This is a genomic window from Pseudomonas sp. WP18 (genome assembly GCF_036689585.1).
Lineage (GTDB): Bacteria > Pseudomonadota > Gammaproteobacteria > Pseudomonadales > Pseudomonadaceae > Aquipseudomonas > Aquipseudomonas chlororaphis_E.
In genome coordinates this window covers 3,036,485-3,048,833 of the sequence record NZ_CP144758.1, presented here as the reverse complement: position 1 = coordinate 3,048,833, position 12,349 = coordinate 3,036,485, and the positions used below count along the sequence as shown (strand labels likewise).

Sequence of the window (12,349 nt, the reverse complement as noted above, 5' to 3'; positions counted from 1 at the left end):
GGACAGTCAGGTCTTGAAACGCAGCACCAGATTGTTCAGGTTCACAGCGAGGTGCGACAGCTCGTTGCTGGCGATGAGCGTTTGACGGGTGCCCTCGCTGCTTTGCGCTGCCAGATCGCGAATGCTCACCAGGCTTCGATCCACATCCCGTGCCACATGCGCCTGTTGCTCGGACGCCGTGGCGATTTGCAGGTTGCGTTCATTGATTTCCAGTACCGCATGGGTGATCTGTTGCAAGGATTGCCCGGCGTCTTCCGCCGTTTTCCGGGTGCTGTGCACCTCCTGCGTGCTCTTTTGCATCGACTCCACGGTGGCAGAAGAGCCGGCCTGTATCGCCGAGATCATCTGTTCGATTTCCTGGGTGGAGGTTTGCGTACGGTGTGCCAAGGCCCGCACTTCGTCGGCCACCACTGCGAAGCCTCGACCTTGTTCGCCGGCTCGCGCCGCTTCGATGGCGGCGTTGAGGGCCAGAAGATTGGTCTGCTCGGCGATGCCCCTGATCACGCTCAGCACTTTGCTGATGTCCTGGGCCTGGCCGGCCAGGGCCAGCACCTGCGCGGATGAACCTTCCACCAGGCTCGTCAGGCTGCGCATGGCCGCCAGGGTTTCAGTGACACGTTCGTTGCCCAGGTCTGCCGACAGACTCGATTGTTGCGCGGCCTGGGAGGTGGACGTCGCGTTGCGGGCCACTTCTTCAACCGCCGCGCTCATCTCGTTGACGGCCGTGGCGGCTTGTTCGATCTCGCTGTTCTGTTGTTGCAAGGTTCGGTCAGCGTCTTCAGTGATGGACGTCATTTCGACGGCAGCGGTGCTCAGTTGCGTAGACGCACCGGCGATTTCCAGGACCGTTCGCCGCAGCCTCTGCGACATGACGTTCAGCGCCTGCATCAAGCGGGACGCTTCATCCTTCCCGGTGACTTCAAGCTGCCGGGTGAGGTCGCCTTCGGCAATGTCTTCAGCCAGTTTCAGCGATGTGTTGATCGGCTCGACAATGCTGCGGGTCAAGGCGATAGCGAGGATTACCGTCAGTACCAGCGCGACGACCACGACGATCAGCAGGACGTTGACGCTATGGTTGTACACGGCCGTCGCCATGGCGCCCGACTGTTCCGCCGCTTTGGTATTGAGCTCACGCATCAGCGTCAGCTTTTCCTGATAAGCGCTGGCGCGATTGGCCTGCTCCGAGTTGGCGAAAGCAACCGCTTTGTCATGGTCAGCGGTGTCCATTTCAATGACTTGCTTCAACCCCTCGATGTAGGTGTTCATCGCGCTGTGAGCGTCATCGAACTTGGCGCGGTCCTTTTCGTCGGAGATCAGGTTCTGCCGATAGAACTCACTGCGCGACTGCAACGTATCCATGGCTTGTCGCACTTTGGCTTGCGACGCGCTTTTGACTGAGGGATCTGTGCTGGCGAGCATCCGGATGCTTTCGAGGCGTGCGTGTAGAAGCGCAATTTGAATGTCATCGACCACCTGAATGCTCGGCAGCGAATTTTTTTCGATGTTCTGTTCGGCGGCGCGCAGGTGGTCGATTTGAACGTAGGAGAATGCTCCCAGCCCGATCAGCAGCAACGTGATTGCACCGAAGCAGAATGCAGCTCTGCGCGCGATATTGAGGGATCTCAGATTCATGTTTGGCTCCAGTGGCGCGTTACGTAACGCCTTGCGGAGCTGGCCCTTTGCCAGCCATTACAGAGTTGGCCAAAGCGGATGAAAATTCTGTGAGCTGTATGTGGTTTTTTTGAGAACGATGGGACAACTGGAGAGAGGGGGGCATTCAGATGAGCCTCGACTCTCTCACTCGCACCATCATTTGACCTTTACGACGACCTTGCCCCTCGCGTGCCCTTGAGCCAGGTACTCAAGGCCCTGCTGGGCTTGTTCGAAAGGGAAGACCTTGTCAATGACGGGCTGGACGCGCCGATTTTTGATCAGGTTGCCAATCTCATCGAGTTGAGCCCCATCCGGTCGGACGAACAGGAACGAATAGTTCACATTGTGTTTTCTCGCCAACTGCATGATCTTGCGACTCATCAAGCTGAACACAAGGGTGAAGAAGACATTCATGCAACGCGCTTTTGCGAAGGCTTTGTCCAGTGGACCGATGAGGGAAATGATCTGGCCGCCTGGCTTGAGTATACCCACCGACTTTTCAACGGCATCGCCTCTGATGGTGCCTAGGACCAGGTCATATGAACTCAACACCTGTTCAAATGCCTGTTTTTTATAATCGATCACTTCATCTGCACCCAAACGGCGAACCATCTGGACATTTCCAGTGCTGGTAGACGTACCTACCTCGGCCCCGAAATGTTTGGCCAGCTGAATCGCGAAGGTACCGATTCCTCCTGAGCCGGCGGGTATGAACACTTTCTGCCCGGTTTTAAGGTTGGCGCGCTCTTTCAGGGCCTGCCAGGCGGTCAGGCCGACCATGGGGAGGGCGGCTGCCTGGACAAAATCCAAATTTTCGGGTTTTGCCGCTGCAGCACTTTCCGGCACGGCTGCAAACTCGGCAATCGAACCTCTTCCGAGGTCAAATAGGCTGGCAAAGATGGCATCACCCACCTTGAAGCGAGTCACCGCGCTGCCGACCTCTATCACGATGCCGGCAAGGTCACTGCCCAAAGTGGCGGGCAAGTCGAATTTCAGGACGGGCTTGAATGTTCCTGTGGGGATCATGTTGTCAATCGGGTTCAAACCTGCCGCGTGAACTTCAACCAATAATTCATCGGGTTTGATTGTGGGGCGAGTGACCTGCGTGAACCCGACATCAGGCGACTTGCCATAACGTTTGAAGGTCAGCGCTTTCATATTGATCTGGTTCCGAGATATTTGAGGAATGTCAGGGGTTGGTACGTGTTTGCTCAATGCTCCCTACGGCAACAGCCGTTGGGAGCATTTGCTCAAAGAGAACGCCACTAAGACACCGGTCAGGCCTTGGTTTGATAGCGCTCGGCGGCGTTAGCTTGACGAATATCGGATATCAACCCTAGCCGGGCCTGGTCCAGAATCTCCCATCGGGCTTCTGCATGCAGCGGCGGGATAGTGACCAGTTCCCGACGATCAAAGCCCAACAAGGCAGCATCGACCAACTCCTCGACATCCATCATTTCCGGGATTGCATTGAGATCGATCCCGGCACGCTCCCAGATTTCTGTACGAGTGGCAGCCGGTAATACGGCCTGGACGTATACGCCCTTAGGCGACAACTCCAGATTCAGGCCCTGGGAGAGAAACAGCACAAACGCTTTAGTCGCCCCGTATACCGTCATGCCGAACTCGGGCGCCAAACCTACCACCGAGCCGAGGTTGACGATCGCCCCTTCACCTGACTGCGCGAAACGGGGGGCCGCCGCCGCGGCCAGGCGGGTAAGGGCGACAATATTGAGTGAGATAAGCTTTTCGATACTTTCGGCGCTCTGCTGAACGAACCCACCGGATTGGGCCACGCCCGCATTGTTGATCAACACGCCAATACGTTCGTCCTCGCGCAGACGAGCTTCAATCGCCGCCAGGTCTGCCGTGTCGGTCAGGTCGGCTTGATGCACCTCGACAGCAACGCCGTACTCTCCACGCAACTGAGCGGCCAAGGCATCGAGGCGGACTTTGTCGCGGGCCACCAGTACGAGGTCATGCCCGCGACGAGCAAAACGTTTGGCATAAGTGGCGCCGATGCCTGTTGAAGCGCCGGTAATAAGGACAGTCGCAAGTGTGTTCATTTGCATTTCCTGATTAAAAGATTCTGGCAAGAGAGAGAAAGGACGAAGCTTCAACCGGCGAATGTCGGGTAGTCGGTGTAGCCTTGTGCACCGCCGCCGTAGAGTGTTGCCGGGTTTAACGGTGCCAGAGGCGCGCCGGTTTTCAACCGCTCAACCAGATCCGGGTTACTGATAAAGGGCCGGCCGAAGGCAAAGAGGTCCGCTTTGGCCTCGTTGAGGGTGGCGCTGGCGAACTCCAGGTCGTAACCGTTATTGGCCAGGTAGGTTTGCTTGAACCTGCGGCGCAATGAGGCGTAGTCGAAGGGGGCAATATCACGCGGCCCACCCGTCGCACCTTCGACCACGTGCAGATAGGCAATACCCAGGGCACTGAGCTGGTCAGCGATGTAATCGTATTGCGCTTGGGGATCGCTGCTGGCGACGTCGTTGGCTGGCGATACCGGTGAAACTCTCACCCCAGTGCGACCTGCACCGATCTCATCGGCTACCGCGGTAACGACTTCGATTAAAAGGCGCGCACGGTTTTCGACTGTTCCACCGTACGCATCGGTGCGTTGGTTGGCGCTGTCTTTGATGAACTGATCAAGCAGGTAGCCGTTGGCTCCGTGAATCTCTACACCATCGAAACCTGCGAGCACCGCATTCGCCGCGGCCTGACGGAAGTCATTCACGATGCCGGGTAGCTCACTCAAATCAAGAGCGCGAGGCTCTGAAACGTCGACGAAGCCATTGTTGACAAAGGTTTTGGTCTGAGCGCGCACCGCAGAAGGGGCGACGGGTGCTGCGCCGCCCGGTTGCAGGTCAACGTGGGAGACACGCCCCACATGCCAAAGTTGAACGAAGATGCGACCACCTTGTGCATGCACGGCCTCCGTGACCTTGCGCCATCCCTCGATTTGTTCAGCCGTGTAGAGCCCAGGGGTGTCCTGGTAGCCCTGGGCCTGCGCGGAAATCTGCGTGGCCTCGGTAATGATCAGGCCTGCGGCGGCGCGTTGCGCGTAATAGGTCGCTGTCAGCTCGTTGGGAACCAGACCGGCACCGGCACGGTTGCGAGTCAGCGGCGCCATCACTATGCGGTTAGCCAGCGTCAGATCGCCCAGGGCATAGGGCTCGAAAAGCGTTTTTGAGGTCATTTCTTTCAGCTTCTGGTGGGGAGGTGCTTCCAATGATTATGGTCGAACTCTAAAATGTCAACACTTTGATGTCGGTCGACATCAATGTATATTGCAGCCATGTGTAAGCCATGTTGGATGAACGATGAAAGTCACTAAGCAGCAGGCGCAGGCGAATCGGGCGCACATCGTCGAGACCGCCTCCGCGCTTTTTCGAGAACGCGGCTACGACGGCATCGGTATTGCCGAACTGATGGCTGCCGCCGGGTTTACCCAAGGCGGGTTCTACAAACACTTCAAATCCAAGGCCGATTTGATGGCGGAGTCGTCGTCTTCCGGTATAGCGCAATCCGCGGCGCTGACGGCCGGGGCGTCGGTACCCGAATTTGTGAACGCGTACTTGTCTCGCGAGCACCGTGATGACCGGGCGACCGGATGCACCTTGGCTGCCCTGTGCGCTGATGCCGCTCGAAAAGAGGATGAAGTCAAGGCCGCCTTTGCCGCAGGCATCGAGACCCAGTTGGCGGTGTTGCTCAACGGAGCAGGGGAACTGGACGAGCCCGGCTTAGCCGATGCCCGTGCAAAGTACCTTGCCATCATGGCTCACTCGTTGGGCGCAATTATCCTGTCGCGTGCCTGTCCCGACGATTCGCCGCTGGCCGATGAAATCCTCGCGGCTTGTCGCGATGAAATCCTCAGGGCCGCAGGAGAGGTTGAGCCAGAGGGGGGCCGTCTGGACCTGGCCGGCGCATAGAAGTGATCGGCTTGCCGCAACGGCAAGCCGGGCCGGCATAAGTGTGGGCCCTCCTTGTTTGTATGGTTACAAAAGGTTTTGTTTTGTCGGGTGATTCGCCTGTTTCTTCAAATAGTCGATCTGCTGGATAAGTCTGGTGATCGCTGCATCCTTTCAAACGCCCCTTAGCACGTTTGTGCTATAGCCTCGTTCCAGATAGGCATTCTAGACTTCGAGAACGGCGAACGTCGCGAACTCGCTGCCAGGAATATAGCGTTCATTACCTGCAAATTCTGACCACACCTGTATTCGAGAGCAGCAAATTGTCGTTCTTGTAACATTTGGACTGATCTGATTTTTTCAGGGAGCTATTGAATGTCTTTACAAAAAAAACAATTACTCACAGCACTCTCGCTGACCTCATTGTTGTTAACAGGGTGTTCTACCATCGCCCCTGAGCGCTCCGCTGCCAACGAGCTCATGGGGAAAAATATCCAGGAAGCCTATAAGAAATTCGGCAATCCTTCGCTGATTCTGACAGAGCATTCAGTCAAGCCAGGTCACGAGCTGTATGGGCAGAAAGTTTATGTATTCGATAAAAACGGGGTCAATTACAACCAGCAAACGGTTGTCGATTCATACATGGACACTTCTTCTGGGCAACTGGTGAATGTGCAGCAGATCGAAACGAGAAACGTCCAGGAACGCTGCACGGTCGCATTCTGGGCTAAGAACGACAGCAATGTAATTGATTACTACGAAGTAAAAGGGAATTGCGGGCTGTGGGGGTCAGGATTAGGAAACACTGGGGCCCTTCATTACTTGGGCATTAACTGAACAACGCCCACTGACTCAACCTGAGCCCTCAGGCAAACAGTCAATGGGCTATATCGATCACCCAACATTTCAAGCCCCCGCAAGCCGCCTCCCTTGACGACTCATCCCGGGCGGCTGCCCGGTGACGCGCTTGAACGCGCGACTGAATGCCGCCTGCGACGTGTACCCCAGCCGCTGGGCTACTTCTTCTATCGGGAGCCGCTCAAGCGTCAGCCACTGGCTTGCCAGCCTCATCCGCAATTCTGTGGCATATCGCAAGGGCGCAATGCCAAGCGTGGCGTGGAAGCGCTCGGCGAATGCCGAGCGCGAGGTGTTGCATTGCTGCGCCAGTTGCGCGACGGTCCAATCGCGCCCCGGGTCCTGGTGCAAGGCCAGCAGTGCCCGGGCCAGGCGCGGATCGCGCAGGGCCGCGACCAATCCCGAGGCGTTGCCACAGGCGCACTCCACCCATCCGCGAACGATCATGGCGGTCACCACATCGGCCAGCCGCGCGAGGATGCCGGCAAAACCGATGCGGGCGGCGCTGACCTCGCGCTCCATGGTTGCCAGGATCGGCATCAGCCCCGGATAACGCTGGCCCCCGGCGTCGATCACCATCAAGCCCGGCATCAGTTTGCCAAGACCGTGAATGCTGCCCAGCTCGAACGCCATGCAGCTGTTGAAAATGATCGTGGGAGAGGCGGTGTCGGACTCGCCGCCGACATCCACCGCGCAGACGGTGTCCCCAAGCGACGCGGCGTCCAGGCTGTCGATGTCCTGGACGGGCACGTCAACGTCGGAGAGCAACTGATGGGCGGCGCCATGGGAGATGAACACGGCGTTCCCTGCAGACAACGCGAAGCAGGTTCCATCCTCCATCCGAAGCACGGCGTTGCCGACTGCAACGAAATGGAACCAGGCATGGCCAGGTTGGGCCGCGAAACCCAGGCCGAAATCAGGTCCGGTCTGGATGCGGCGGTACTGGACGCCGCGCAGACGCATGCCACGCAGCAACTCGTCAATGAGATCGGAAGAAAGGGGAACGGGATCGGACATGGGCATTCCGGAGTTTCGGTCAAAAGATAGAGACGCTGCATCATAGATCATCCATTTTCACGCGCCTAGACTGCGGGTCGCGATGAAATGTGGAGATCTGCAATGACTAAATGTGTATGTGACGCCGTGTTCGACAGCCGTCACGCGGTGGTAGACGAGGCGCCGACGTCACCGGCGTGGATGGCCGTGTTTTCGCTGGCCATGGGGGTATTCGGATTGCTGACCGCCGAATACCTACCGGCCAGCCTGCTGACGCCGATGGCGACTCAGTTGGGGGTTTCAGAAGCCCTCGCCGGGCAGGCGGTGACCGTGACGGCGGTGGTGGCGTTGTTCGCCGGCTTGCTGGTGCCGGGCCTGACCCGCGCCATCGACCGGCGCTGGGTGCTGCTGGGGTTTTCCACGTTGATGATCGCGTCCAACCTGTTGGTCGCTTTTTCCTCAAGCCTGGCCGTCCTGCTGGTGATGCGGGTCTTGCTGGGTATCGCCTTGGGTGGTTTCTGGAGCATGGCGGCGGCCGTGGCGATGCGCTTGGTGCCGGCGGCGCTGTTGCCTCGTGCACTGTCCATCATCTTCAGTGGCATCGCGGTAGGAACAGTGGTCGCGGTTCCCTTGGGTAGCTACCTGGGCGAGCTATACGGCTGGCGCAGCGCATTCATCGCGGCAGCGGCGGTGGGCACGGTGACGCTGGTCTTCCAATCACTCACCTTGCCGCCTCTGGCACCGCGACGGCCTGCACGTCTGCGCACCGTACTCGAGGTCTTGCTGCGCCCGGGCATTGCCTTGGGCATGCTGGGTTGCATATTGGTGCACAGCGGCCACTTTGCCCTGTTCACCTATATCCGGCCGTTCCTGGAAAGCACCACGGGAGTAGGGCCGCTGGGCTTGTCCCTGATGCTGCTCGGTTTCGGTGTGGCGAACTTCATCGGCACCTTGCTGGCCGGTTGGCTGCTTGAGCGCAATCCACGTGGCGTTTTGGTCCTGATGCCGATGCTGGTAGGGCTCGCGGCCCTGGCCCTGGTCATCTTGCCAGCGTCTGTGCCAGGGCAGGCGGTGTTGTTGGCTGTCTGGGGCATGGCCTTCGGCGGTGTGCCGGTCGCGTGGTCGAACTGGGTTGCCCGCGCGGTGCCGGACCAGGCGGAAAGTGCCGGCGGGATGGTCGTCGCTTCGGTGCAGTCCGCCATCGCCGCTGGCGCTGCCGGAGGTGGTGTGATGTTCAGTTTCAGCGGCATCGACGGTGTGTTCATCGCGGCCGCGGTGCTGATGTTTCTGGCGGCGCTGCTGATCGCCCTGCGTGTGCGCGTGGAGGCACCCGCGCCAGGTGCCGCGGCTGGGGCTGCTTTACACCTCTGAGCCAGCCCCTTCGGGGCATCCCCCCGTCTCCCTTGCTGAACCCATGATCTGGAGAAGTGACATGAATAATTCGACGTCCCATCAAGGACGCCTCGCTTCGTTGCGCGCGGCCGGTATAGGCAATGCACTCGAGTGGTTCGACTGGACGTTGTACGCGACGTTCTCGGTCTACCTGTCGCGCAATCTGTTCGACCAGACGGATCCGCGCTCGGCGATGCTCGCGACCCTTGCCGTGTTTGCGGTCGGCTTCGTCGCCCGGCCTATCGGCGGACTGCTGTTCGGTCGTCTGAGCGACCGCCTCGGACGCCGGACCATCATGGTGATCACGATGTTGCTCCTGGCGGTCAGCAGCCTGGGTATCGCGATCATCCCGGCTTACTCAAACGTCGGCTTGTACGCCTCCGCAGGCTTGCTGTTTTTTCGGTTGATGCAAGGCCTCGCCCATGGCGGCGAAACGGGTGTGTCGTATACGTACGTCGCCGAGATCGCGCCCAGCCAGCACCGCGGATTATGGTCCAGTTCGGTGTATGTCGGGGTGACGTTGGGGGTCATGGCAGCAACCGCAGTGGCGGCGGCCCTGACCTGGCTGCTGGGGCCCGAAGCCATGAATGACTATGGCTGGCGCATCGGATTCGCCATCGGTGGGGTGCTCGGCATCTACGCATTGTTCCTGCGCCGCAGTGCGCAGGAATCCCATGTGTTCGAGCAACAGCAAGGGCAGACTCATGCGTCGCGAACGCTGTCCAGGGGCGAGGTGCTACGCATTGCTCGTAACATCGTGATGCTCGCGGCGGCCGCGAATGTCACCTATTACGCCTGGGTCACCTTCGGTGCCGCGTCGGCCATTGCCCGAGGCATGGATGCGACGGGCGCATACGTAGCGAGCCTGCTCGCGCAGATCATTTGCGTGTGCTGGTTGCCGGTATGCGGAAGATTGTCTGACCGGGTAGGGCGCAAACCCATGGTCATTGCCTGGGGCATTTGCGTGATGCTGCTGACCTACCCGCTGTCGATCATGGTCACCACCGAGCCCTATACGCTGTTCCTGGCCCAACTGCTGGGGCTGAGCGCCTGGGCCCTGATTGCGGCGATCTTTCCGGCGGTTTTGTCGGAGCAGGTGCCGACCCAGGCGCGTGCCCAGGGTGTCGGCTTCGTCTCGTCCGTCTCGGTGGCCGTTTTTGGCGGCACTGCCCCTTATCTGCACAGCTATCTCAACGGCGCCGACCTTGGCTACCTGTACATCGGTTACGTGATGGGGCTGGGCCTGCTCACGGTGGTGGCCGGTTACTTCATCGAGGAAACGGTGGGTATCGATCTCGCCGATATCCAGGCGCCGGGTGCCCGGATGACCACGAGCACGGGAAGGTCGGTCGCGTCCCAGCCATGAATGCCACGCGTGTCGATCCGCAAAGACCATTGAATACAGGCGATAACCCCATGAATCCACCCGAATCGAAGCACACGGCCGCCCGCGGCGAACGGCCCGGCGCCGGCGTAACCCCCCTCCAGACTTCCGGCCCACGCCAGGGCGCCAGGGAGATCTGGGTCGAAGTCCCTGCCGAGGCGGGACCGCTGGCTGCCTGGTGCTACTCCGACCGACGCTCCTACAGCCCGGGTGAAACGGTGCATCTGCACTTGTCTTCAAACAGCCCTCAAGTAGCGCTGAGGATCTATCGGGACGGGCCGCTTGCCCACACCGTGCACAACACCAGCGCTCTCGCTGCCGGTTTCCATCCGCTGCCCGAACGTGTCTACGAGCAGGGGTGTCAATGGCCGGTGTTTGCGCACTGGGCAATCCCAGCGGACGCCGAGCCCGGTGGCTACGTGGTGGAGGTGCACGATGGCGCCGGTCACGTGCTTGGGCATCACTTGTTCATCGTCAAGGCGGCGCACAAACGCGCTGACGCGCTGGTGCTGGTGGCGGCGACCTCTACTTGGGCCGCCTACAACGACTGGGGAGGCGCCAACCATTACTTCGGTATCCACCCCGACACACCGCGCGGGCGCTCACCGCTGTTGTCGGCACAACGACCCTGGGCGCGTGGGCAGGTCTGGCTGCCAGAGGACGCGCCGCGTTCGATCAATGCCTCTCGCCCTCGCAAGCCAGGCCCTGCGCGTTATGAGTTCATCGAGTGGGCCGCCTTGAATGGCTTCAGCAAGTATTACGCGTTGGCGGGCTGGGCCTCTTACGAGCGGCTTTTCATGGTGTGGGCCGAGCAACAGGGCTATACGGTGGACATCCTGACCCAGGATGACTTGCATCACGACCCGCACGCGCTGGAAGGCTACGGCTGCGCTGTCTTCGTGGGGCACGACGAATATTGGACGCAAGAGATGCGCGACCACGTCGACGCCTTTGTCGAGGGTGGCGGCAACGTGGCCCGCTTTGCAGGCAATTTCATGTGGCAGATTCGCCTGGAGAACGGAGGGCTGCGTCAAGTGGCCTACAAGTATGACGCCGCCGAACTCGACCCTTTGGCGGCCATCGATCCCGGCAGGCTAACCGGTGCCTGGGAAGATCCGCGGGTGGGTCGTCCCGGTGCCAAGACGTTCGGCGTGAACGCGTTGCGAGGGATATACGGCGCATTTGGCGGCATGGCCCGGCGCAGCCCGCGCGGTTTCACAGTGTTCAGGCCGCAGCACTGGGCGTTCGCCGGCACGGGGCTGGGTTACGCGGACATGTTCGGTGATGAGGCCAACCTCTTTGGCTACGAAGTGGACGGGCTTGAGTACACCTTCGTCAAAGGCCTGCCGGAACCCCTTGGCACCGACGGTGCTCCGCCAGGGTTGCAGATCCTCGCCATGGGCTGGGCCAGCGTCGCCGAGCAGGGCCGCCCCCAGGATGCGTATTCGTTCATGCTGGGGGATGGCGACGCTCGGTTTCGTGCTGCGTTGCTGGCGCCCGACCCCAGCGATGCTAGCGTTGGCGAGCATAGCCGGGGGGCCGGCATGGTGGTGCATTTCCAAAAAGGCAACGGTGAAGTTTTCACCGCCGCGACGTGCGAATGGGTGCAGGGGCTGGTGCTGGGTGATGTGTATACCGTCATGATCACCCGGAACGTGCTGAGTCGGTTTTTGCTGGGGAGAACGTGTGCTGGATAGCTGTTCAAAGAGGAGGGGCAGGGTAGGAGGGGGAACCCACGATTATTGTTCAGGCGGCAGTCAAAAGTTTCTGTAGTTGGGCGTACTCCCAGGTGCTCAAGAGCTCTACGGGGTCGGTGCCGAATTGCTGGTGAGCGTCGAAGACGTACGCCCGACCGTCCGGGCTGTAACAGCTGTCGCAATAGTCAAGCGCCCCGCAATCGTTGTAGAACCTGATGACCCATCCATCTGCTTCAACGGTCATTGGACCGCTGTGAATGTCCATCCAGGATTGTTCATCCAAGCGGCGCAGGATGCGAACGCCCAAAGCGATGTCGCGCAACACTTGGTAAGCCTCACGGGCGGTTAGAGGTTGGGTTGCCAAACGAGACGCACCTTAGTAGAGGTTGGACTGAGCCAATCATAGGGTAAATGAGGCTTTGCGTATCATCTCTGCTATCGCAGTGCATCCGTCCTACCCC

General features: G+C 59.8%; 11 protein-coding genes. 5 read left to right on the top strand and 6 right to left on the bottom strand.

What is annotated here, in order from left to right:
* Positions 1 to 6: 6 nt before the first annotated feature.
* The 4 genes from V5F23_RS13535 to V5F23_RS13520 all read right to left on the bottom strand — a co-directional run bounded on the left by V5F23_RS13535 (position 7) and on the right by V5F23_RS13520 (position 4,852).
* On the bottom strand, positions 7 to 1,632 hold the full coding sequence (locus V5F23_RS13535) for a methyl-accepting chemotaxis protein (protein ID WP_338498752.1): 1,626 nt from the start codon (positions 1,630 to 1,632) through the stop codon (positions 7 to 9).
* Between the two features lie 177 nt (positions 1,633 to 1,809).
* On the bottom strand, positions 1,810 to 2,811 hold the full coding sequence (locus V5F23_RS13530; RefSeq protein ID WP_338498751.1) for an NADP-dependent oxidoreductase: 1,002 nt from the start codon (positions 2,809 to 2,811) through the stop codon (positions 1,810 to 1,812).
* Between the two features lie 119 nt (positions 2,812 to 2,930).
* Positions 2,931 to 3,719, bottom strand: coding sequence for an SDR family oxidoreductase (locus V5F23_RS13525; protein ID WP_042729681.1), 789 nt, complete (start codon positions 3,717 to 3,719; stop codon positions 2,931 to 2,933).
* Positions 3,720 to 3,769: 50 nt separating this feature from the next.
* A complete protein-coding gene (locus V5F23_RS13520; RefSeq protein ID WP_047738537.1) occupies positions 3,770 to 4,852 on the bottom strand; it encodes an alkene reductase in 1,083 nt (360 codons plus the stop codon).
* 124 nt (positions 4,853 to 4,976) lie between these two features.
* Here V5F23_RS13520 and V5F23_RS13515 point away from each other — a divergent pair, with 124 nt between their 5' ends.
* Positions 4,977 to 5,585, top strand: a complete 609-nt coding sequence (locus V5F23_RS13515) for a TetR family transcriptional regulator (protein ID WP_042729679.1) — start codon at positions 4,977 to 4,979, stop codon at positions 5,583 to 5,585.
* Positions 5,586 to 5,939: 354 nt separating this feature from the next.
* Positions 5,940 to 6,401, top strand: coding sequence for a hypothetical protein (locus V5F23_RS13510; protein WP_212803803.1), 462 nt, complete (start codon positions 5,940 to 5,942; stop codon positions 6,399 to 6,401).
* 69 nt (positions 6,402 to 6,470) lie between these two features.
* Here V5F23_RS13510 and V5F23_RS13505 read toward each other — a convergent pair whose 3' ends face one another.
* On the bottom strand, positions 6,471 to 7,442 hold the full coding sequence (locus V5F23_RS13505; protein ID WP_338498749.1) for an AraC family transcriptional regulator: 972 nt from the start codon (positions 7,440 to 7,442) through the stop codon (positions 6,471 to 6,473).
* 96 nt (positions 7,443 to 7,538) lie between these two features.
* Here V5F23_RS13505 and V5F23_RS13500 point away from each other — a divergent pair, with 96 nt between their 5' ends.
* From V5F23_RS13500 to V5F23_RS13490, 3 genes are all read left to right on the top strand, one after another.
* Positions 7,539 to 8,786, top strand: a complete 1,248-nt coding sequence (locus V5F23_RS13500; protein ID WP_042729677.1) for an MFS transporter — start codon at positions 7,539 to 7,541, stop codon at positions 8,784 to 8,786.
* A 61-nt stretch (positions 8,787 to 8,847) separates the two neighbouring features.
* Complete coding sequence (locus V5F23_RS13495) at positions 8,848 to 10,173, top strand: MFS transporter (RefSeq protein ID WP_042729676.1); 1,326 nt, start codon at positions 8,848 to 8,850, stop codon at positions 10,171 to 10,173.
* Positions 10,174 to 10,223: 50 nt separating this feature from the next.
* Positions 10,224 to 11,888 carry a N,N-dimethylformamidase beta subunit family domain-containing protein gene (locus tag V5F23_RS13490; protein ID WP_338498746.1) on the top strand — a complete coding sequence of 555 codons (1,665 nt, stop codon included), beginning with the start codon at positions 10,224 to 10,226 and terminating at the stop codon, positions 11,886 to 11,888.
* 49 nt (positions 11,889 to 11,937) lie between these two features.
* Here the strand turns inward: V5F23_RS13490 and V5F23_RS13485 are convergent, their stop codons facing one another.
* The gene (locus V5F23_RS13485; protein ID WP_042729674.1) at positions 11,938 to 12,252 is read right to left on the bottom strand and encodes a hypothetical protein; all 315 of its coding nucleotides are present in this window, start codon (positions 12,250 to 12,252) and stop codon (positions 11,938 to 11,940) included.
* Between the last annotated feature and the right edge of the window lie 97 nt (positions 12,253 to 12,349).